Below are 20,095 nucleotides of genomic sequence, written 5' to 3' on the forward strand. Positions count from 1 at the left end.
GCTGGGGAGGGGTGGTTCAGCCGTCGATGTCGCGCAGCATGAAGCCGCGTCGGCCGGGGCGGCGGTTCGGCACCATGCCGAGCCGCGCCAGGGTCTCCTCGGTGTCGGCGTAGTACTCGCCCACCTTGTAGATCCGCTTCGCCTCCTGCCCGTTGGCGACGTCACGGCCCACGGCGTCGGCGATCTGGACCATCTGCTCGACCTGTTCCACCGAGCTCATGCGCTCGCCCTTGCGCCGCCACAGGTTGTCCTCGTTGCCCACGCGCACATGTACGCCCAGAGCGATGGCCATCGCGTTCATGGGTGCCACGGCGCGCATGGAGCTCTCGATGGTGAGGACGGCGCCGTCGGGGGTGCGGCGGACGAACTCGATGAGGTCGGCGGGGTGCCGGCCCGCGAACCCGCCGCCGATCGCCACGTAGTTGAGGACGAGCGGCCCGGTGTACACACCGGTACGGATCAGCCGCTCCACGGTCTCCAGCTGGGCGAGGGTGGCCAGTTGGAAGTGCGGCTGTATCCCGTTCGCGTGCAGGCGATCGAGGTGTTCGAGGTAGAAGTCGGGTCCCGCCTCGACGACCATGTCGCGGTAGGCCCGGTAGTACTCGGGTTTGGCGATCGAGGTGCCGGCGAGGTCGTCCTCCGACATGATCTCGACGATGTTCATCTGGCTGGTGTTGATCGCGATCGTCACCTGGTCGGGCCGCGGATCGAGGTCGGCGAGCAGGTGGCGGGTGTCGTAGCTGAGCCACTTGGCCTCGGAGCCCTCGTCCTCGGGGGCGAAGGAGATCGATCCGCCGATCTGGAGCACCATGTCGGGCACGGCCTCGCGCAGCCGGGCGATCAGCTCGTTGAACATCGACATGCGCTTGGAGCCGTGGCCGTCGAGTTCGCGTACGTGGATGTGCAGGACGGTGGCGCCCGCGTTGTAGCAGTCGACCGCCGCCTGCACGTGCTCGTCCATGGTGAGCGGCAGGTCGTCGGCGTCGCCGGGCAGCCATTCCGGCCCGTAGGGGGCTGCCTGGATCACCAACTTCTCCTGGTTCTCCGGCAGTAGGGAGTCGTCGAGGAAGTGCATGGGCCATCTCCTTGTCGAACGGCGCGCACCCACCGCACCCACCGCACTCCGCTCGCCCTCCGTGGACGGGCCGACGGACGGGCCGACGGAGGGGCGGCGCTGGGGGTGCGGGAGTGGGCGCGCAGACGGGGTTGCCGGGCTCGCCGGCGGCGCGGGCGGATCGGCGGTGCCGGGAGGGCGAGACGCTGTGGCAGGCGTTCGCCCTCGGGGGTGCCGGTTTCAACTGCGGTAAGGCCACGTTAAGCGGCAGTTACGGCGTCCGCTTTACCCCTGGTGACAGAAGACTTGTCAGTTGGGGACAGGCCCCGCCACCCCGGCCCGCTGGGGCGCGCCGTCGCGCTGCTGTCGCTGCTGTCGCCGGTTCCGCTCGGCCCGCCAAGTCCGGGGGCTGTCACCGAAGTTGTCGCGGAACCAGCGGGAGAACGCGCTCGGCGCGGAGAAGCCCAGGAGCCCGGAGATCTCCGTCAGGGAACGGCGCGGGTTGGCCACGAGCTGCTCGGCGAGCTGGGTGCGCGTCGAGTTGAGGAGCGACGAGAACGTCTCGCCCCGGGCCGCGAGGTGGCGGTGCACGGTCCGCCGGTCGACGCCCAGACTGCAGGCGACCTGATCGATGGAACAGCGCCCGGTCGGCAGCAGGACCTCGATCAGTTCGCGTACGCGGTCGAGTTCCGTCGTCTCCCGCGTCACGGCGATGGACTCGAAGTACTGCTGGGCGTACGTCCGCAGCAACGGGTCCGACAGATTGTTGGGGGTGTCGAGGTCGCTGGCGTAGAAGACGATCCCGTTGAATTCCCGGTCGAATTCAAGCGCGGGACCGAGAAGCCGCCGATGCGTGCCGAAGTCCTCGGGCGGGCCGTGCGTGAAACAGGTGGAAAGGGGCTGCCAGCGGGAGCCGAGGAATCCGCGCAGGAAACGATGAAAAGCACCCACGGCCAGCTCGGTGGCCTGGCGGGCACCCGTGGTCTCGCCGAGTTCGAGGCTGACCTTGAGGGTGGCGAGGCCGTGCGCCTCGGAGAGCCTGCTGTGCAGCATCTCGTTGTACATGTGCTCGTGCCGCACCAGGAGTTCGAGAGCGCTGCGCGCGTCGGGTTCCTCGCGCAGCAGCAGGCTGATCGGGCCGAGGGTGGAGAAGCGGCGGCGCTCCGCGAGAAGCAGCCCGAAGTCCTGCCGGTTCGAGGCCGCGGCGGAGAGTTCGAGCAGCTCGGTGACGGCCTTACCCGAGATCCAGCGGTCCTGGACGGCCAGCCCGACGGGGTCGAGGCCCACACGTTTCATGAGCGCCTGCGGGTCGATGGCGAGGGACTGGCTGAGCTCCACGTAGCTGCTCAGCACTGCGTTGCGGACCAAGGGCTTCATGGGTGCGCTCCAGGACTCTGTCCCCAACTGATAAGTCAGATGTCACGCCACGTCAAGCGATGCGTCAAGGCGTGACCTAGCGTGGCACCACCGCGACGGCCGACCGCGGGTCCAGCGGAAAGCACCATGGCAAATTCTGTACGCCATGACCAGCCCCCGGAAAGCAGTAACCGAAATTCGGGAACCGGAGACGCGGCCGAAAAGGCATTGGCGCAACGCCCGCGCCGAGCCACCGTATTCGTTACCCCATATTCGTTACCCCATATTCGTTCCGGAAAGGAAAGCCGCCATGACGACGAGTGCCCCCATACGTGTGAGCGATGTGCTGCGCAGGCCCCGCACCGGACCGGCCGTATGGAAGGGCGTGCGGCCCGCGCGCTCCGGCGCGTGGGTGCTGCGACTCTCCTCGGCCCAGGTCGACGAGATCGACGCGGCCCTGCGCGCGGTGCGCGAGCGCGGCCTGCCGCTCCTGAAGGTGACCGCCGCCGACTTCCCGCTCCCGACGCTGACAGGCCAACTGCGGTGTATGGCCGACGAGTTGGAGAACGGCCGGGGCTTCGTGCTCGTCAAGCGCGTCCCGGTGGAGCGGTACAGTCCGGCGGCGGCGAGCGCCCTGTTCTGGGGCCTCGGCCGGCATCTGGGCGTGCCCGTGTCGCAGAACGCCCGTGGCCACATGCTCGGCCACTCCAGGGACACCGGCCGCACCCTCGCCGATCCGTCGACCCGCGCCTACGAGACCCGCGGCAGGTTGCCGTTCCACACCGACGGGTCGGACGCCCTCGCGCTGTTGTGCCTGCGGTCGGCACGTACCGGCGGGCGCGTGGCCGTGGCCAGCTCGGGCGCGGTCTACAACGCACTCCTCGAGCGCCGTCCGGACCTGGTCGACCGCCTGTACCGCACGCATTTCCTGGACCGCCGAGAGGGTCAAGTCCCAGCGGAACTCCCGTACTTGGCGGTCCCGCTCGCGGCCTGGCACGCCGGCAGGCTCAGCATGCGCTACCACCGGAGCTCCCTCGAATCCGCGCAGCGCTTTCCCGGTGTGCCGCCGCTGGAACCGGCGGACATCGAGCTGTTCGACCTCATCGACGAGCTTGCGCAGTCCCCGGAACTCCGGCTCGACCTCGACTTCGAACCCGGCGACCTGCTGCTCCTCGGCAACCACACGGTCCTGCACTCCCGCACGGCGTACGAGGACCATCCCGACCCGGAGCCGAAGCGCCACGTACTGCGGCTGTCCCTGGCCCTGCGTGAGGGGCGCGAACTCCCCGACGGATACTGGGGAGATACCCGAGCCACCGACACCGATTCCGGCACCGGCACCGACACTGATTCCGACACCGCCGCAGGTCCGGGCCGCGGCGGAGTCACCCCGCGCGACGAGATAGCGAAGCGCCGCTAGGGGCCCTTAGGCCGCCCTGCCCTCGAACTCCCCACGACCGAAGGAACAGAGCCCGCATGCCCGACCACTCCGCACCCCTGGCAACGTCACCCCTGGACACGTCACCCCTGCTGACCTCGCTCCTGGCAGGGTCCGCCCGGACCCACGGCGAGCGAGTCGCCGTACGCCAGGACGAGACCGTCCTCACGTACGCCCAACTCGACGACGCGAGTGCCCGAGTCGCCGCGCTGCTGCGGGCGAAGGGGGTCCGGGCCGGTGATCGGGTCGCGCTGATGCTGCCCAACGTCGTGCACTTCCCGGTCGCGTACTACGGAGTGCTGCGCGCCGGCGGGGTCGTGGTGCCGTTGAATCCGCTGCTCAAGGCCCGCGAAGTGGCGTTCGCGCTGCGGGACTCCGGGGCCCGGATCGTGGTGGTGTCCCCGCAGTTCACCGACGAGGCGGCCACCGCGGCGGCAGAGGTCGGGGCGGAGTGCCTGGTCGCGGGCTCGACGGAGTTCGACGCTCTGGTACGGGAGAGCGAGCCGATGCCGGATGCCGTCGGGCGAACGGCCGACGACACTGCCGTGATCCTGTACACCTCGGGCACGACGGGAACCCCGAAGGGCGCCGAGCTGACCCACCGCAACCTCGTGACCAACGCGCTCACCGCGGCCGAGACGCTCCTCCAAGCCGGCCCGGACGACGTGCTGTTCGGCGGCCTTCCCCTCTTCCACGCCTTCGGCCAGACCTGCGCCCTGAACACCGCGGTCGCGGCGGGCGCCGCGCTGACGCTGCTGCCGCGCTTCGACCCGGTGAAGGCGCTGGACATCGTGTGCGGGGACGGGGTCACGATCTTCCTCGGCGTACCCACGATGTACACGGCCCTGCTCAACTCCGGTGTCCCCGAAGGCCTCGACCTCTCGCGGCTGCGCCTCGCCGTGTCCGGCGGCGCCTCCCTGCCGGTCGAGGTGCTGCACGACGCCGAGAATCGACTCGGCGTCACCCTGCTCGAGGGCTACGGCCTGTCGGAGACCTCGCCGGTCGCCGCGTTCAATTCTCCGGACCGGCCGCGGAAGGCCGGTTCGATCGGACTGCCGGTACGCGGCGTCGAGTTGAGGCTCGTCGCGGACGACGGCACGACCGCCGCGCCGGGCGCCATCGGCGAGATCGCGATCCGCGGCGAGAACGTCATGAAGGGCTACTGGAACCGCCCCGACGCGACCGCGGAGGCCATCCGCGACGGCTGGTTCCACAGCGGTGACCTCGCCCGGGTCGACGAGGACGGCTTCTACTTCATCGTCGACCGGAAGAAGGACCTCATCATCCGCGGCGGCTACAACGTGTACCCGCGCGAGATCGAGGAGGTCCTCTACGAGCACCCGGCCGTAGCCGAGGCCGCCGTGGTCGGCGTCCCGCACGCGGTCCACGGCGAGGAAACCGCCGCCGTGATCACCCTGCGGGCAGGCGCACACGCCATGGCCACGGAGATCCGCGACTACGTCAAGGAGCGGGTGGCCGCGTACAAGTACCCCCGCATCGTCACCTTCACGGACGCGCTGCCCAAGGGCGCGACCGGAAAGATCCTCAAGCGCGAGATCGTGGTGGACCAACACACGCCCGAGCACTGACCACACGGCCGAGCACCCAGCCGTACGACCTGTGCGGGCTGTAGCCCGTTGCGGTTACGCCCGACGGCCTTTCGGTGAGGCGAGGCCGCCTCGCCATGAACCGGTCACACAATACGTTCGCCATGATCAACTTCGGCCGCGGCCACCCGCCGGGCCGCGAACGGCGAAGGAGTTCTGTACGTGAACCGCTTGGGGAGAAAGTCAGTCATTTCCGGTACGGCATGGGTGGCGGCGACCATCGTGCTCTGGCCGTCCGCAGGTTCCGCCGCCGCCGACGAGCGCTGCTTCGACCGCGAGACGCAGCCGTACACGTCAGTGGTCGACGGCCATCTGCACTTCCGCCCCTTCGGTGGTGAAGCCGTCCCGTTCAAGGAGACGGTCGGCTATCTGAAGAAGAGCGGCGTCCGGCACGCGAGCGTCTTCGGTATCGGGCAGAAACTTCCGGTGGACTCCTCCTGCACCTATTACCTCGACTGCCCCGGCACTTCCGTACTGCCGAGCCTGAAGAACGACGTGGTGAACGCCGAGAACGTCGTGGAGTTCAAGCCGAAGGACGTCGATCTGGCCCTGTCCATGACGTTCCCCGACCTGGCCGACCCGAAGTCCGTCCCGGACGGAATGCGCATGCTGGACAAGGAATTCCCGGGAATGTTCCAGTGGATGGGCGAGGTCAACCTGATCAAGCAGGCCATCCTGCCCAACCGTCATGAGCCGGCCGACATCGGGGACATCCGCGGGTGGGCGCCCTTCATGAAACGCCTGCGGGAACGCGGAATGCCGCTCACCATCCACTCGGACCTCGGCAACAACCAGCGCCCGACGCAGTACCTCCACCTGATGCGGGAAGTCCTCAAGCGGTACCCGGACAACAAGATCGTCTGGGCGCACATGGGACTGTCGAAGGAACTGACCACGATGGCGCCCGACCGCCACATCCAGATCATGAAGCAACTTCTGGACAAGTACCCCAATCTCACGCTGGACCTGAGTTGGCGCGTGCTGGAGGACGTGTACTTCAGCAAGCCCGGAGTCCGGGAGAAGTACGCCGACTTCTTCGACGCCTACCCCGAAAGGGCCATCCCCGGCACCGACTTCGTCGCCTCGCGGGACAAGAACTACGAGGTGTACAAGAAGGAGCTCGAAGTCACGAGCCGGATCAACAAGGCCCTCGGCGACAAGGCGTTCCGCAATATCGCTCTCGGGCAGAACTATTTCGACCTGCTGGGAATCAAGGAGACCGCGCCACCGATCTGCAAGGCGTGAGACCTGCCCAAGCGAAGGCCGACGGTGACCGGTTCGCCGTCCGAGGGGGCCCACTCGCGTACCGGCGGAGCTGAATCTCGCGACAGGGGTGGCCCGGCCATGTGGCCGGGCCACCCCTTCGGGTTGTGCGGATGTCAGGCGGGCTGCGCGGCGGGCGCGGGGGCGGAGACCTGGTGAGCCTTGCTGGTCTCGCGGAGGATCAGCGCGCCGGTGAGCGCGATCAGCGCCGAGGTCAGGCCGTGGATGCCGAGCGCGGCGGCGACGGTGCCGTGGTGGGTCAAGACGTTGATCATGTCGCCGAACGGGGCGACGGCCTCCATCAGCAGGACCCAGCCCAGGGCGCGGCGGTGGCCCGTCAGCAGCAGGATGCCGATGACCAGGCCCATCGCGAATTCGCGGATGCCCTTCATGACGAGGAAGCCGCCGCCGTCACCCTCGGGCCAGTTCGGCAGGCCGACGCCTGGAGTGGACGTCTCGGGGGTCAGGATGAAGGACAGCCCGAGGTAGACGACGAACAGGGCGACGGCGGTGGCCAGGACGGTGTTGACGGCCTTCAGCGACATGGTGCTTCTCCTTCGATGTTCGGACTGGGGCGGGGCGGGGCGGACAAGATCGCCTTACTCGGGCCTCTTGGCATGCGGGATCGCCGTAGTGCGTGATTCCACCGCGTAGTGGTTGTGTCCTCGTCGGCTCAGGCGAGAGCGGCGACCAGCAGGGCGAAGGCGGCGACGATGACGGCGACGCGGCCGTAGTGCCAGCGCTCCCAGCGGCTCAGCTGCTCCTTCCAGTCCCCGGGCCGGTTGTCGCCGGTCCACGTCTTGACCCGGTTGTTGATCGGGACGAGCAGCAGGATCGACATGAGCACGCTGAGGATCAGCAGCCCGGCCGCGATGACGACGAGGGCAGTGCCGTCCTGCTGCCAGCCCGCGACGGCCCAGATCGCGACGAGGACGAGCGAGCCGATGTACCAGTACGGCATCACCGCGCCGCCCAGTCGGGCCCCGTGGGTGCGGCCGCGCAGCGCGTTGTCGCCGGGGAGGCTGTTGAGTACCGGGTTGAGGAAGAGGGGGACGGCGAACTCCACACCCACCATCACTCCGACGACCACGGTGGTGAAGACCTGCAGTGCGTTGAGCATGATGATCCCTCCGGGATCTAGCGTCGCTAGCTGATGAGTCAAAGCTAGCGCTACCGTCGCTCCCTTGTCTAGCGGTGCTAGCATCGAATCATGTCGGTACAGGAACGCAAGCAGCGTGAACGTGCGGACCGTGAGCGCCTCATCGTGGCGACGGCCCGCGAACTCGCCGAGCAGCAGGGCTGGGACGCGGTCACCACTCGCCGGCTCGCCGAGCGCATCGAGTACAGCCAGCCCGTCCTCTACAGCCACTTCCGCGGCAAGCGCGAGATCATCGGTGCCGTCGCCCTTCAGGGCGCCACCGAGATGGCCGTCGCGATGCGGGCCGCGACCGCCGCCGCGGACGGCCCGCGCGCCCGGGTCGCCGCCCTTGCCCGCGCCTACCTGGACTTCGCCGAGCGCAACCCCGCGGTCTACGACGCCCTGTTCCAGCTCGACGGCGGTCTCGCGTACGCCCAGGAGGACACTCCGGAGCCGCTGAAGGACGCCTTCGCCGCGCTCCTGGAGTGCCTGGGCGAGGTCGCCGGGGACGGTGTCGACCAGGCGCTGTTCACCGAGACGTTCTGGGCCGCCCTGCACGGGCTCGCCACCCTGACCCGAGCGGGACGGCTGCCGCGGGAGGACGCCGAGTGGAGGGTGGAGCTTCTGGTCGACCGGCTCGCCATCGTCTGACAAACCATCACGGCGGCTCCGCGCTGCGAGGCGGGCGGGCGGCGTGAGGACCAGGGTGGGCGCCGTGAGTTGGTCCCTTTCGACCAGTGCATGGTCAGTACGTGGCCAGTGCGTGGTGACCTAGGCGTATTCACCACGAGTGCTGTTGACGGGGGGCCTGGACCTGGGCCGGGTTCGCGCTTCGCGCGCTTCGCTGCCGGTCACTTCAGTTCGATCTCGACGAAGGCCAGCGCGGAGGCACCCGTATTGACGACCTCGTGTTCGCCGCCGGCCGGGCGGGCGTAGGACTCGCCCGCGCGCAGTTGCGAGGAGGTGACGGTGCCGTCGGGGGTGATGACGTCGGTTTGCCCGTCGTTGACGGGGACGACGAAGTAGTCGTAGGCGTGCACGTGACGGCCGGTGCTTTCCTGGGGCTGGAAGTCCCAGCGGGTGACCCGTACTCGCTCGTCTTCGTGCTGCACGGTGGCGCGGGCGATGGTTGTCATGGCCGTTCTCCTCATCGTCGGGGGCCACACCGGTAGTGCGGATGTAGTGCGGATCGGTGAGGCAGCAGCCCCGGTCGGCAGGCTAGCTGGGTCTAGTTCGGGCTGCTCGCGGATGCCTTGTCCGAGGTGGTGACCGCATGCGGATCGGTGGAACGCCGCGGCGCGGCGGAGCCTTCCGTGGGCTTGGACCTCGCCAGCCAGAGGCCGGTGAACACGGCGGTGGCCAAGGTGACGGCACCGGCTGCGAGGAAGGCGCTGTTGAGGCCGGTCTCGAAGGAGGCGCCGCCGGCTTGCCGGGTGCGGACGATGGCTCCGAGCACCGCCACGCCGAGCACCGCGCCGATCTGCCGGGTGGTGCTGCTGATGCCTGAGGCGAGGCCGCCTTCCTGCGGGCTGACCGCTTGGATGGCGGCTCCCGTCAGTGGGGACATGGTCAGGGCGAAGCCGGTGCCGACGACTCCGAGTCGCCACCACACGTTCCCGTAGCCGGTGTCGGCGTGCACCATGCCGAGCGCGAGGAGGCCCAGGCCGGCCAGGGCCAGGCCGGCGGTGACCACGATCCGGAAGCCGTACCGGGCGGCGAGCCGGCCCGCGTACGGGCTGACGATCACCATGGCCAGGGACACCGGCAGGGTCTGCAGGCCGGCGCGGAGGATCGAGCTGCCCTGGACGTACACGAAGAACTGGGAGAAGAAGAACGACGAGCCCATGAGCGCGAACCCCACCACGACCATGGCGGTGTTGGACACTGTGAACAACCGCTGCCGGAACAGCCGCAGCGGCAGCATCGGCTGCTTCCCCTGTCCTGCGGAGCGACGCGCTTCGACGGCGACGAAGGCGGCGAGGAGGATCGCCGCAGCGGCGAAACTGCCCAGGATCACCGGCGACGTCCAGCCGCGGGCACCACCCTCGATCAACCCGTAGGTCGCCGCCCCCACCCCCAGAACGGACAGCACCGTGCCCGGGATGTCGATCGCGGGGGCGCTCGGATTGCGGGTCTCTTCAAGGCTCCGCAGACCGACAAGGAGCAGGACCACGCCGATGGGCAGATTGACCAGGAAGATGGCGGGCCAGCCGAAGGCTTCTGTCAGCACGCCGCCGGCCACGGGGCCTGCGGCCAGACCGATTCCGCTGAGTCCGGCCCACAGCCCGATCGCCTTGATGCGTTCTTGCGGTACGGGATAGGCCGCGGCGAGCAGGGCCAGCGAGGCAGGGCTCAGTGCCGCGGCCCCGATGCCCTGCAGCACCCGGCCGACGATCAGCCAGCCGAGCGAGGGCGCGAGGGCGCACACCAGCGACGCGGCCGTGAACACCGCCACGCCGGTCAGGTACACCCGCTTGCGGCCGAACCGGTCGGCGAAGACACCGCCGGACAGCAGCAGCATGGCGACAAGCAGTACGTACGCGTCAACGATCCATTGCAGACCGGTCAGTTGAGTGTGCAGCCGGTGCTGCATGTCGGGCAGCGCCGCCCCGACGATCGTGTTGTCGAGCAGGACCATGAACTGGCCCAGGCAGGTCACCGTGAGCAGCGTGGCCCGGCTTGACCGACCGCCTGATCGGCCGCTTGATCGGCCGGTTGATCGACCGCCTTCGGGCGCATGCGATGCAGCCATGGGATCCCCCTCGATCGTCAGGTGCGCCCGGCCACGGTCGACGCGGGTGGCGATACAACCGAGCGCTCTAAAGCAGCCAGTGACTGCGTTAGGCGACTGTAAGGAGGGTTGCCTCGCAAACGCAAGTCCCGACTGCGTTAAGGTGGGGCCATGAACGAGCGACAGCCGGCCCGGCGGCCCGGCGGGCGCAGCGCCCGCGTCGGCGCGGACGTGCACCAGGCCGTAACCGACCTGATCAGCGAGCGCGGCTACGGCAACTTCACCGTCGGCGAGGTCGCAGCCCGCGCGGGGGTGGCCGACAGCAGCATCTACCGCCGGTGGGGCAGCCTGGAATCCCTGCTCACCGACGTGGCGCTCACCCGCCTCAACGCGAAGTCGCCGATGCCCGACACCGGGAGCCTGGACGGCGACCTGCGCACGTATGCGGCCCAGGTGGCGCGCGAGATCACCGGCCCGGACGGTCTGGCGGTGCTGCGCCTGGCCGTCGCCCTGTCCAACAGCGGTCAGCGGGGCCTGCAGGCTGGTGACGACCTCCGTGCCGAACGCACCCGGCAACTGCAGTCCATGCTCGATCGCGCCAGTGAACGTGGCGAGGACGCACCTGACGCGCTCGGCGTGCTGGACCACATCCTGGCCCCGATGTACATCCGCGTCTTGTTCGGAATGGGCCCGCTCACCCCGGAATACGTCGACGGGCTGGTCGACCGATTGCTGTGACGGCCAGAAGTGGCCTGCCCTAAGTGGCCTGCCCGAAGTGACCTGCCGGAAGTGGCGAAGCCCCGCCGAACTGATCGACGCTGTTGGCGAATTCGGCCTTGTCGATGCCGGGACCGGTGTCAGAGGGGGATGGCACAGTGTCCCGTACTGATCGATAGGAGGGAGCGGAGACGATGGGTGACTACTTCGAGCGGATCGTCGATGTGGAGGTGACCGCCGAGGAGGCCGGGCCACTCGCGGAGCGGATGGTCGACTGGATGGTCGCCGAGGGCCTGATCACGCGTGAGCTGTCCGGCGACGGAGTGTTCAGCCATCCCGTGAGGGAGGGCTACGTACGAGGCCCCAACTGGGCGCGAGCCGTTGCCGATTCCTCGAACCGGGACTGGCTGCCGGGCCCGGTGGCCGTCATCGTCGGCCGCAACTATTACGTCTGCGGCCAGGGAGCCGACGAGGCGTCATGCGCCGTCTGCCCGCGCTGTCAGAGCAAGACGGTGATCATCAACTACCCGTATGAGTTCGAGCGGGACGACGAGGTCTGGCAGCCGTTCGAGGACGGCATCGCCGCGTGGAAGGAGACGGGTGAGGGAAGTGCCCCCTGCTCCACCTGCGGCGCCTCCGTCCCGGTCACGCAGTGGCAGTGGGAGCCCGGATTCGCCGTGGGCGCCCTCGCCTTCGACTTTTGGGACTGGCCGGAGCTCTCTGCCAGTTTCTGCGCGACGTTCAGCCGGCAGCTGGGACACCGCACTGTGGAGCACGGGGGCAAGGTCTGAAAGGGAGTCCCAGAACTTCCGCAGCCGCACCCGCGTGCCGCATCGCATCAGGTTTCACCGGTCTGCGGGTTGACCCCGCGCACCCCCGACTACGCCTGGCACCGAACCGCATGAAGGGGAGCGGCCCAGCAGGTGTTGTGTGGCACCTCGTTGGCGGTCTTCAACTACTGCCCGATAATGGTCACTTGGTGGGGGAAACCCTGGGCCTATGCCTGGAATGGCAGCCGCCGGGTGAAAGTCATCGTCATTGCCCAGTACGCCCGCAGGACCGCTGACGGGCGTTACGACGCCGGACGCGGAAAGAAGATTGGCGTCATTACCGCCCACCGCAAGGGCATGAACAAGTGCCCGGCCCGGCTCAGCGAATGACATCGTCTGCATGTGACCTCCATGTATGACGCCGACGACATCGCGGAGCAGCAGGCGGACCTCACCCGCCTGTTGCTCCACTATCTCCACCAGCCGCTTCCTGGTGAGAGCCACATCAAGGGCGTCCTGCCTGCTCCGCCGCCTACCGAGGCCATCCGCATCGTCACCGGACCGTCCGGCACTCACGATCCGGACGAGCTGACGGCCTGGCAGATCCCGCTCTACGAACCGGGCGACCCCGATTCCGCGCTCGGCGCCGACCACCTCCTCGGCATCCTGCGCGCCCTCCACACCGGCACGCAGATCTACTCCAGCGACATCATCGACACGGTGATGGGCATGCCCCTCGTCCACGTCGATCCCACGCAGCTCCACCCCATCGCCCCGAGCGCGGACGACAACGCCTTCACCATCCTGCGGACCCTCACCTGCCCCTGGACCGAGGAGCAACCCGCCCTGCGCCTGCGCGGATTCCTGGGCCGCGGACCGGACCGGCTCCGCCTGTACGTGGACGCCGACCAGGACACCGACGTGGTCGCCGCCGACGTACGCCCCTCCGGCGCCCTCACCGCACTGCTGGCCGCCCTCCCCTCCCTGATCACCGAGGAAGAACGCACCACACCAGCCGACGCCGACCCGCACTGCTCACGCTTGGTGGACGTCACCGACTGGTGAAGCAACGAGCCGGTGCCGAGGAAGTCGCCGTTCACAGGGTGCCGACCGTCGCACGGTCCGCAACCGGGGGAGCTTGAAATGCCTCCGGAGGATGCAGAGCTTCAGACTCCATGGGTGCGTAGTCAACTGGTCGTGTGGCTAACGGAGTTGAGTGATCCGGCTTGGCGCGATGGGAAGAGGGTGCGTTCGCCACAAGGGGTAGACCGTCTATGGCTTGTCCCGTAACTGAACTTGGGGCCGGATGAGGCATACCCGGTTGCCGCTGCCTGTTCGCCTATCCGGCGAGGGTGAGGTTGTGCAGGCGGGCGATGCCGAGCATGGCGTGGTGGACGCCGTCGCCTCTGAGGCGGCAGTTGCGCAGGATTTTCCAGGCCGGAAGCTCTTGGCCTGTGCGGCGGCGGTGCGGGATGACGAGTCCGGTGCGCTGATAGCCGCCATCGGCAATGGTCATCGTCGTGCCGACGACGGCCTTGGCTCCGGACTCTTCCCAGCCACAGGAGTCGTGCCGGTTTCCCGGCAAGGGATGGCCGACCACGACAACCAGGCGGGTGTCGGCAGGCCACCAGCACGCCCCGCGACTGGGGCGCCCTCTTCCAGGGCAACCCGCACCCGGCCGATGCTGCCTGGTCACCGCGCAACTCATGCGCGAACGAACTCAGTTGACCGGGCTGCCGCGCCCGAGGCGCACCGCGGGCTCGGTCGACCCTCGGGCGGTGGCCGCGACACGGCCGGGACCATCGGGGCTGCACCATCCCGGACAAGGCTGATCAGGGCCGCAACCGCAAGAAGCGAGGCTCGCGCGGCGGCCGCCCGCCGAGGTTCGACAAGATCGACTATCGCGAGCGGCACGCGGTGGAGTGCAGCATCAAGGGTCTCAAAAGGCACCGGGCAGTGGCCACACGCTACGAGAAGCTCGCCGTCCCCTACGAAGCAACCGTCCTGGTCGCGGCCACCAACGAGTGGCTGTGACCAGCATCTTCGCGATCGGCCCGACGGCCGTTACTGATTTCCCGCCTCGAACGCCTGGGCAACAGCAAGGCTGTCCTCGTAGACATGGTGCCGGCTGACAAGGCCGTCTTCGACGGTGAGATGCAGGGCGAACCGCGCGCGATACGCACGTCCGGTCGGCCGGGCGGTCTGGCGGATCTCGCCGAGCACGACCGCCTCGTTTCCGTCGATGAGGATGCGCTCGACCTCGGTCGCCACGTGTTCCGGGATGTGGCCTTCGGCGAGCTCGCGATAGTGGGCGGCCGCGTCGGCTCGGCTGGACCGGTGGCGGATCCACGGCGTGGCAGTGCGACCGTGCTCGGCCTCCGGCCAGCCCAGCTTCCAATCGCCCCGCTCCGCATACAGCTCGGAGATGCGCTCGGGGTCGCCCTCGCCGATCCTGCGCAGCAGTTCCTCAACCACGGTGCGCGTGTTTGTAGGTGCGGCTGTAGACATGGCAAACCTCTCCCCTCCTGGTCCGCGTCCTGTCGACGTGGAGAGATCACCGACCTTGTCAGTGCAAGCCGGCCGAGGCGATTACCTCTGGAGTAAGGCAAGCCCATCACCAAGATCCACTTTCGATACACCCCCTAGGCCGGGTAGGAGTCGTGATCAATCTGCGGGATTCGGGGGCGTGATCTGGCGGGACAGTCGGCACACGGCTGCCGATCGCTGTCACAAATCGTGTCGCTGGCTGGTCATTCAGGAGAACGGCATCCCGCAACGGGGTGCCTAGCGACACAGTCCTCACAGAACCGGAGAAATCGTGTTCGCCGCCTACGTCACTGTCACCATCCTCGGCGCGGTCTTCAACGGTGCCGCCGCCGTCACCTACCTGATCGGCCACGAATACCCCAAGACCCAGGCGGACATGAAGGGCATACCCCGGAAGTGGGTACCGGTGCTGGGCATGCTGCTGGCAGCGGGCACCGTGGGGCTGCTGGCCGGGCTCGCCGTGCCGCTCCTGGGGACCCTCGCCGCCTCCGGCCTCGTTCTGTACTTCATCGGCGCAGTCATCGCCCACCTGCGCGTGGGCTCCCGGAACATCGTCGGCGGGATCGTGTTCCTCGCCACCGCGGCGACCGCCCTGACTCTGGGCCTGGCCGACCATGGCCCCTGGTGACCCGCAGGGTTCCAGGTTCCGCACGCTTCACCACAGCGGCCGTCGGATACACGTTCCGAGCCAGCAGAACCAGGATCGATACGGCAAGTCGTTCCAGTCGTCCGAACCTGCGGTCAGCAAGGACGGCCTGAAGAAGTTGGGACGCGAAGTGCGGTTCTGGCGCTTGCACACCCCGTCCTCGCCACCCGCTACGACAAAGCCGCCGAGTCTTAACAGGTAGCCGTCACCCTCGCCTCGCTCCTGATGTGGGCGTGACATTTGAAGACAACTCCTAGGTGTATGAGGGCTGGACGTTGGTGACGCTACCTCGGAGGCGAGATGCGGGCGGCTGGCCGCCGGCGCCGCTGTGCGGCCGGTGATAGTTGTAGTGGATGTTCCAGATGGCGATCGCGGCCGATCGTGCGTTTTCGCTGGTGAATTCCCGAGCGTAGAGCAGCTCTTCGGCCAGGATGCGCTGATAGCGCTCGACCTTCCCGTTGTGGCGGGGCGTGTAGGGCTTGGTCTTCTGGTGTCTGGACTGGTTGCCGACGATCCGGGCGAAGTCGCCGGATCTGTAGCAGGCGCCGTTATCGGTGACGATCCGCTGGATGTGGTCGATGCCGTGGGCAGCGAACCACACCTTCGCTCGGGCGAGGAATGCCGCCGCGGTGGCGCCCTTCTCGTCATCCAGCGGTTCGGTGTAGGCGAGCCGGGAGTGGCCGTCGACGATCGAGTGCAGGTAGACGTACCCGCGCTTCGCCCCGGCCGCCTTCGCCCGACCCGCCGCCTTGGCCTGATCGCTGTTGCGACCGTAGATCCGCCAGCCCCCGCCGTCGGGTATCCGGCCGACTTTCTTCATGTCCAGGTGAGCCATTGTCCCGGCCAGCGGGCAACGATCGTGCCCGGCTTGCGGTTGTTCTCGCCGCTGGGGTCGATGAAGCGTCGCTGGCCGAGCCCGAGATGGCTCAGGTGGCGGCTGACCGTGCGCCGGTTGATGACGATGGCCAGGTCGGCGAGTTCGTCGGTGATGCGTCGGGCGGACCATTTGTGCTCACGCCGCCATGCCTCGATCTGCTGGATCACCTCGGGCGGCGTCGCGGTCGGGCGGTGGTGCGGCGTTGAGGGTCGGTCCTGCAGGCCGGCTTCGCCGTGCCGTCACCATCTGTTGACCCACTTGGACGCGCACGCGCGCGAGATCCCCATCTCGGCGGCGACGTGAGCGATTGGGCGGGTCCGGCATCGAGCAATCAGACGACGCCGGCCCTCGGGACTGAGTGGGGCGTTGCGATGTGCCATGTACGCGTCCGTTCTCGTCGGTGGCGGGGTCACGGCGTCAGACGGTCGCGCTGTGTCTCGCACAGTTCCCAGATGGTGTTGCGAGTGGTTGCGTCCAGGACTGCTTCGGGCCACGGGGTCGGGGTGGCCTTGCTGTTGAAGTAGGTCCCGCTGGTGTCCTGAACCTCGGGACTGGAGGCGAGGTACACGCTGGAGCGCGTGGCCTTGAGCAGCGCGCGATGCCCGTACACGACCGGCATCGCCAAGCGCAGGAGCGGCACGATCGGGCGTGCCAGCGGCGGGTAGGTGCCGATAGTGAGGTTCTTGTTCATCGAGGTGTAGGCGTGCCCGGGGTAGGCGACGTTCAGCGTCACCGGCATCGCCGTGAGTTCCTGGGCGAAGCAGTAGCTCATCGCCATCTGTGCCAGCTTGGTCTGGTTGTAGAACGACAGCCCGACATATGACTTCTCGCCCTGCAGGTTGTTCAGGTCGACCCGTCCCCGCGGGATGCCGCCGGTGATGTTGATGACTCGGGCCGTGCCCGAGGCCGTCAGGGCCGGCATCAGCCAGTGGGTGAGGCAGAACGGCGCGACCACGTTGACCGCGAAGGTGGTCTCGATGCCGTCCTCGGTCAGTTCGCGGTGTGATCGGGTGGCCCCGGCGTTGTTGATCAGCACGTCCACGCCACCGGTTCGGGTGCTGGCCTCCTGGGCGAGGCGATGGACATCGCGGAGCCGGGACATGTCGGCCGTGATCGCCGTGACGTTCTCATTCCCGCTGGAGTGACGGATGTCGCCAACGGCAGCGTCGGCGCGGGTCTTGTCGCGGCCGACGAGGATGACGCCGGCGCCGAGCCCGGCCAGACGTCGCGCGGTCTCCTTGCCGATGCCTCCGGTGCTACCGGTCACCAGCACGGTCTTGCCCTCCATTGCCACCCCTCCACTCTCTCGATATGTCACTTGGTGACACTATAAGCATCGAGTGTCGCAAAGTAGTCTGGGTGCATGGAAGAGGGACTGCGCGAACGGACGCGCCGAGCAGTGCGGGCAGAGCTGGCGGAGGTGGCCATCGGCCTGTTCGCCCGTCGGGGCTTTGACGAGACGACCGTCGAGGACATCGCTCAGGCAGCCGGTATGACCAAGCGCAGCTTCTTCCGGTACTTCCCCACCAAGGAAGACGTCGTCTTCGACGGCGTCGACCTCACCGGGGAGAAGGTGGTAGCTGACATCGCGGCACGACCAGCAGACGAAGATCCTTGGGACTCTCTGCGTCACGTCCTACGGGCGTGGCAGGAAGAGATCCATGCCAGTGAGCGGGTGCTCGATACTCTGCGACTCATCGAAGCCACACCCGCACTGGTCGGACGACTTCACCAACGCAGAGCGGAATGGCGTCGGCGAGTCAGCGACGCGCTCCAAGGTCGGCCAGGGGCCGACATCGACCCATACACCGCGGACCTGCTCACCAATGCCGCCACCGCTGTACTCGACGCCGTGTCCAGTCAGTGGATGCGATCAGACGGGCACGCGAACCGCCCAGCTCTCCTGGACCGGGGGTTCACTCAGATCCACGTAGACCTCAGCACGCGACAGGCGTGAACCCGCGGCGCCCGTCGACCGCCATCAACGTCCGGCCCCGCAACACCTAGGCCGTGTATCGAAAGTGGATCTTGGGCTGTGAATGATCACGGTTCATGGGTCGGGGAGATCTCACGGACGAGCAGTGGGCAGTGCTGGAGCCGCTGTTGCCGAAGGGTGCCAGGGCGGGGCGGCCGCCCGTCTGGCCTCGGCGGCAGCTGATCGACGGCATACGGTTCCGTGTCCGGACCGGGGTTCCGTGGCGGGACGTGCCCGCCGAGTACGGCCCGTGGAACCGGGTCTACGACCTGTTCCGCCGATGGCAGCGGAACGGCGCCTGGCACCGGATCCTCACCCGCCTCCAGTCCCTGGCCGACGCGAAGGGCGCGATCGTCCCGATCGCGTGCGGGCGGACAAGGCGTACGCCTCCCGCAGGAACCGTGCCTACCTGCGGCGCCGCGGGATCCGCTGCACCATCCCCGACAAGGCCGACCAGGCCCGCAACCGCCGGAAGCGCGGTTCCCGCGGTGGCCGGCCGCCGCGCTTCGACCCGGTCGACTACCGCGAACGCCACGCGGTCGAGTGCGGGATCAACCGCCTCAAGAGACACCGCGCTGTCGCAACCCGGTACGACAAACTCGCCGTCCGCTACGAGGCGACCGTGCTGGTCGCGGCCATCAACGAATGGCTGTGATCAGCACGTAGCCACGACTCAAGCCCATACCGCTTTGACCACCGCGTGGCCTGCCGAAGCCGCCTGTCCGTAGAACTCTTGGAGGTTCCTGTGATGTTCGAGGTGCTCCTGCTTGGTCCGGCCGAGGGCGCTGAACCTTGCGTCGACGACGTTCCACAGCTCGTCGAAAGAGACAGTCGTAAGGAAACGCGCGGCCTGTGACACCCCAGACGGCTCCAGAAGCATCAGCGGGGGATCGGAGGGATCGGCGTCAGCGCTGTGGGGTACCGGGCGGCCGCCGTAGATCGGCAAATTCCAGGGCTCGTCGGCGTCTGTATAGAGGGCATCGGCGGCTGCGTAGAGGTCGTTTACAGCGTCCCAGCCCTTGTTGATCGAGTGGGCGATGCCTGCGGTGTACTCGGCGTCGTCGTTTTCCCAAGCCTCAGACATGAACGCGGCGAGCCAGGTGTGGTCATCCCGGATCTCGGACTCAGCCACGGCACGAAAGTGCAGGTAGATGCTCACTACGACGAATCCCTCAGCTCCACGACCCACCTGTCAGGCCGAACGGACAGAACCTACTTGAGGGCACTGACAGCCACGTGCCGTCGAAATCGGCTCGCGGTGTTCAGCAGAACTCTTTCGATACACGGCCTAGGACTCTCCAAGGTGCCTCTGCCTGGGTAAGGAACTCCTGGGCAGAGGCCAGCAGTCGGTCGAAGGTTCTGTCCGCGGACCAGTGGGCGAACCGGCCATGCACCGCCTGCCACAGACCTGAACCGCTCGGGTAGATACCTCCAGGGGCACCCCGGTCCGGAACTTGAAGGCGATGCCTTCCAGCACCTGGCGGTGATCTCACGGCGCTTCTTGTTCGGCTGGTCGGCCTCGTTCTTCCGCGCGCGTACGCGATGAGCGCGGGCCCGAAGAACAGGCTGAGCGGGTTGATGCCGGAAGCGCGGGCCGCGTTGAGCAGGTAGCCGTCGCAGTCGCCCTCTGCGGCGGGTACACCGGAACCCGGTGCCCTATGCAGCCCGCGCGGTAGGCATGCCGTGGAGCACCGCATGGCAACCTCGCGCCGGCCCATGTGTTGTGGTCGGCCAGGATCAGGAGCGGGCCGCTATCTGAGGGAGATTGAGCAGGTTCTGCGGTGGCGGGGTGTGTCCCGATAGGGGCCTGCCGATCACTACGGCCTACTCACGTACCTGACCGCCTGACGCGGCCCGGTACCGGCAGCACAGCGACACGTCATCGGACGGGAAGGGGAAACAGGCTTAGCCAGTCCGACCAAGTTCAGAACGGCTCGGAGATGCGGCGTCGTTCGCCGCTTCACACGAGCTACCCC

At 67.9% G+C, this 20,095-nt stretch carries 19 protein-coding genes and 4 pseudogenes; 12 read left to right on the plus strand and 11 right to left on the minus strand.

What is annotated here, in order from left to right:
* Positions 1 to 16: 16 nt before the first annotated feature.
* Positions 17 to 1,075: a beta-keto acid cleavage family enzyme gene (locus GUY60_RS16275; protein ID WP_161698408.1), complete on the minus strand. Its 1,059-nt coding sequence runs from the start codon at positions 1,073 to 1,075 to the stop codon at positions 17 to 19.
* Between the two features lie 288 nt (positions 1,076 to 1,363).
* Entirely contained in the window at positions 1,364 to 2,431 is a 1,068-nt protein-coding gene (locus GUY60_RS16280) for an AraC family transcriptional regulator (protein ID WP_161698410.1), read from the minus strand.
* Positions 2,432 to 2,720: 289 nt separating this feature from the next.
* Between GUY60_RS16280 and GUY60_RS16285 the strand changes: the two genes are divergently transcribed.
* From GUY60_RS16285 to GUY60_RS16295, 3 genes are all read left to right on the plus strand, one after another.
* The gene (locus GUY60_RS16285; RefSeq protein WP_161698412.1) at positions 2,721 to 3,830 is read left to right on the plus strand and encodes a TauD/TfdA family dioxygenase; all 1,110 of its coding nucleotides are present in this window, start codon (positions 2,721 to 2,723) and stop codon (positions 3,828 to 3,830) included.
* 56 nt (positions 3,831 to 3,886) lie between these two features.
* Entirely contained in the window at positions 3,887 to 5,437 is a 1,551-nt protein-coding gene (locus GUY60_RS16290; protein WP_161698414.1) for a long-chain-fatty-acid--CoA ligase, read from the plus strand.
* A gap of 180 nt (positions 5,438 to 5,617) precedes the next feature.
* Positions 5,618 to 6,700: an amidohydrolase family protein gene (locus GUY60_RS16295; protein ID WP_161698416.1), complete on the plus strand. Its 1,083-nt coding sequence runs from the start codon at positions 5,618 to 5,620 to the stop codon at positions 6,698 to 6,700.
* Between the two features lie 134 nt (positions 6,701 to 6,834).
* Here GUY60_RS16295 and GUY60_RS16300 read toward each other — a convergent pair whose 3' ends face one another.
* Together GUY60_RS16300 and GUY60_RS16305 are read right to left on the minus strand one after the other, a co-directional pair.
* Positions 6,835 to 7,263, minus strand: coding sequence for a DUF4267 domain-containing protein (locus GUY60_RS16300; protein WP_161698417.1), 429 nt, complete (start codon positions 7,261 to 7,263; stop codon positions 6,835 to 6,837).
* 128 nt (positions 7,264 to 7,391) lie between these two features.
* Complete coding sequence (locus GUY60_RS16305; protein WP_161698419.1) at positions 7,392 to 7,838, minus strand: anthrone oxygenase family protein; 447 nt, start codon at positions 7,836 to 7,838, stop codon at positions 7,392 to 7,394.
* A 90-nt stretch (positions 7,839 to 7,928) separates the two neighbouring features.
* On the opposite strand from GUY60_RS16305, the gene GUY60_RS16310 reads away from it, so the two are divergent.
* Positions 7,929 to 8,507 carry a TetR/AcrR family transcriptional regulator gene (locus tag GUY60_RS16310; protein ID WP_161698421.1) on the plus strand — a complete coding sequence of 193 codons (579 nt, stop codon included), beginning with the start codon at positions 7,929 to 7,931 and terminating at the stop codon, positions 8,505 to 8,507.
* A gap of 200 nt (positions 8,508 to 8,707) precedes the next feature.
* Here the strand turns inward: GUY60_RS16310 and GUY60_RS16315 are convergent, their stop codons facing one another.
* Positions 8,708 to 8,992, minus strand: coding sequence for a cupin domain-containing protein (locus GUY60_RS16315; protein ID WP_223178697.1), 285 nt, complete (start codon positions 8,990 to 8,992; stop codon positions 8,708 to 8,710).
* A 92-nt stretch (positions 8,993 to 9,084) separates the two neighbouring features.
* Entirely contained in the window at positions 9,085 to 10,494 is a 1,410-nt protein-coding gene (locus GUY60_RS16320; RefSeq protein WP_246235094.1) for an MFS transporter, read from the minus strand.
* A 264-nt stretch (positions 10,495 to 10,758) separates the two neighbouring features.
* Between GUY60_RS16320 and GUY60_RS16325 the strand changes: the two genes are divergently transcribed.
* The 4 genes from GUY60_RS16325 to GUY60_RS16340 all read left to right on the plus strand — a co-directional run bounded on the left by GUY60_RS16325 (position 10,759) and on the right by GUY60_RS16340 (position 13,139).
* On the plus strand, positions 10,759 to 11,325 hold the full coding sequence (locus GUY60_RS16325) for a TetR/AcrR family transcriptional regulator (RefSeq protein WP_161698427.1): 567 nt from the start codon (positions 10,759 to 10,761) through the stop codon (positions 11,323 to 11,325).
* A gap of 173 nt (positions 11,326 to 11,498) precedes the next feature.
* Complete coding sequence (locus GUY60_RS16330; RefSeq protein ID WP_161698429.1) at positions 11,499 to 12,095, plus strand: hypothetical protein; 597 nt, start codon at positions 11,499 to 11,501, stop codon at positions 12,093 to 12,095.
* 150 nt (positions 12,096 to 12,245) lie between these two features.
* Entirely contained in the window at positions 12,246 to 12,464 is a 219-nt protein-coding gene (locus tag GUY60_RS16335) for a hypothetical protein (protein WP_161698431.1), read from the plus strand.
* Between the two features lie 12 nt (positions 12,465 to 12,476).
* On the plus strand, positions 12,477 to 13,139 hold the full coding sequence (locus GUY60_RS16340; protein ID WP_161698432.1) for a hypothetical protein: 663 nt from the start codon (positions 12,477 to 12,479) through the stop codon (positions 13,137 to 13,139).
* A gap of 274 nt (positions 13,140 to 13,413) precedes the next feature.
* Here GUY60_RS16340 and GUY60_RS16345 read toward each other — a convergent pair.
* A pseudogene (locus GUY60_RS16345) lies at positions 13,414 to 13,695 on the minus strand (IS5/IS1182 family transposase); the annotation flags it as partial.
* Positions 13,696 to 13,883: 188 nt separating this feature from the next.
* On the opposite strand from GUY60_RS16345, the pseudogene GUY60_RS40075 reads away from it, so the two are divergent.
* Positions 13,884 to 14,108: pseudogene (locus GUY60_RS40075) on the plus strand (IS5 family transposase); the annotation flags it as partial.
* Between the two features lie 30 nt (positions 14,109 to 14,138).
* Here the strand turns inward: GUY60_RS40075 and GUY60_RS16355 are convergent.
* The gene (locus tag GUY60_RS16355; RefSeq protein WP_161698434.1) at positions 14,139 to 14,582 is read right to left on the minus strand and encodes a nuclear transport factor 2 family protein; all 444 of its coding nucleotides are present in this window, start codon (positions 14,580 to 14,582) and stop codon (positions 14,139 to 14,141) included.
* A 310-nt stretch (positions 14,583 to 14,892) separates the two neighbouring features.
* Between GUY60_RS16355 and GUY60_RS16360 the strand changes: the two genes are divergently transcribed.
* Positions 14,893 to 15,249, plus strand: a complete 357-nt coding sequence (locus GUY60_RS16360; RefSeq protein WP_161698436.1) for a DoxX family protein — start codon at positions 14,893 to 14,895, stop codon at positions 15,247 to 15,249.
* Positions 15,250 to 15,520: 271 nt separating this feature from the next.
* On the opposite strand, the pseudogene GUY60_RS16365 reads toward GUY60_RS16360, so the two are convergent.
* Both GUY60_RS16365 and GUY60_RS16370 read right to left on the minus strand, forming a co-directional pair.
* Positions 15,521 to 16,524, minus strand: a pseudogene (locus tag GUY60_RS16365) (IS481 family transposase).
* A 29-nt stretch (positions 16,525 to 16,553) separates the two neighbouring features.
* Entirely contained in the window at positions 16,554 to 17,432 is an 879-nt protein-coding gene (locus tag GUY60_RS16370; protein WP_188132573.1) for an SDR family NAD(P)-dependent oxidoreductase, read from the minus strand.
* A gap of 75 nt (positions 17,433 to 17,507) precedes the next feature.
* Between GUY60_RS16370 and GUY60_RS16375 the strand changes: the two genes are divergently transcribed.
* Together GUY60_RS16375 and GUY60_RS16380 are read left to right on the plus strand one after the other, a co-directional pair.
* The gene (locus GUY60_RS16375; RefSeq protein WP_188132574.1) at positions 17,508 to 18,101 is read left to right on the plus strand and encodes a TetR family transcriptional regulator; all 594 of its coding nucleotides are present in this window, start codon (positions 17,508 to 17,510) and stop codon (positions 18,099 to 18,101) included.
* Between the two features lie 95 nt (positions 18,102 to 18,196).
* Positions 18,197 to 18,774: pseudogene (locus GUY60_RS16380) on the plus strand (transposase).
* 18 nt (positions 18,775 to 18,792) lie between these two features.
* Here the strand turns inward: GUY60_RS16380 and GUY60_RS16385 are convergent.
* Complete coding sequence (locus GUY60_RS16385) at positions 18,793 to 19,278, minus strand: DUF1877 family protein (protein WP_161698440.1); 486 nt, start codon at positions 19,276 to 19,278, stop codon at positions 18,793 to 18,795.
* Between the last annotated feature and the right edge of the window lie 817 nt (positions 19,279 to 20,095).

Source organism: Streptomyces boluensis (assembly GCF_009908195.1).
In the GTDB taxonomy this organism is placed as follows: domain Bacteria; phylum Actinomycetota; class Actinomycetes; order Streptomycetales; family Streptomycetaceae; genus Streptomyces; species Streptomyces boluensis.

Bases quoted from the DNA above. Each gene is read 5' to 3' on its own strand.
- GUY60_RS16275 (WP_161698408.1), bottom strand. From the start codon at position 1,075: ATGCACTTCCTCGACGACTCCCTACTGCCGGAGAACCAGGAGAAGTTG.
- GUY60_RS16280 (WP_161698410.1), bottom strand. From the start codon at position 2,431: ATGAAGCCCTTGGTCCGCAACGCAGTGCTGAGCAGCTACGTGGAGCTC.
- GUY60_RS16285 (WP_161698412.1), top strand. From the start codon at position 2,721: ATGACGACGAGTGCCCCCATACGTGTGAGCGATGTGCTGCGCAGGCCC.
- GUY60_RS16290 (WP_161698414.1), top strand. From the start codon at position 3,887: ATGCCCGACCACTCCGCACCCCTGGCAACGTCACCCCTGGACACGTCA.
- GUY60_RS16300 (WP_161698417.1), bottom strand. From the start codon at position 7,263: ATGTCGCTGAAGGCCGTCAACACCGTCCTGGCCACCGCCGTCGCCCTG.
- GUY60_RS16305 (WP_161698419.1), bottom strand. From the start codon at position 7,838: ATGCTCAACGCACTGCAGGTCTTCACCACCGTGGTCGTCGGAGTGATG.
- GUY60_RS16310 (WP_161698421.1), top strand. From the start codon at position 7,929: ATGTCGGTACAGGAACGCAAGCAGCGTGAACGTGCGGACCGTGAGCGC.
- GUY60_RS16315 (WP_223178697.1), bottom strand. From the start codon at position 8,992: ATGACAACCATCGCCCGCGCCACCGTGCAGCACGAAGACGAGCGAGTA.
- GUY60_RS16320 (WP_246235094.1), bottom strand. From the start codon at position 10,494: ATGGTCCTGCTCGACAACACGATCGTCGGGGCGGCGCTGCCCGACATG.
- GUY60_RS16325 (WP_161698427.1), top strand. From the start codon at position 10,759: ATGAACGAGCGACAGCCGGCCCGGCGGCCCGGCGGGCGCAGCGCCCGC.
- GUY60_RS16330 (WP_161698429.1), top strand. From the start codon at position 11,499: ATGGGTGACTACTTCGAGCGGATCGTCGATGTGGAGGTGACCGCCGAG.
- GUY60_RS16355 (WP_161698434.1), bottom strand. From the start codon at position 14,582: ATGTCTACAGCCGCACCTACAAACACGCGCACCGTGGTTGAGGAACTG.
- GUY60_RS16370 (WP_188132573.1), bottom strand. From the start codon at position 17,432: ATGGAGGGCAAGACCGTGCTGGTGACCGGTAGCACCGGAGGCATCGGC.
- GUY60_RS16375 (WP_188132574.1), top strand. From the start codon at position 17,508: ATGGAAGAGGGACTGCGCGAACGGACGCGCCGAGCAGTGCGGGCAGAG.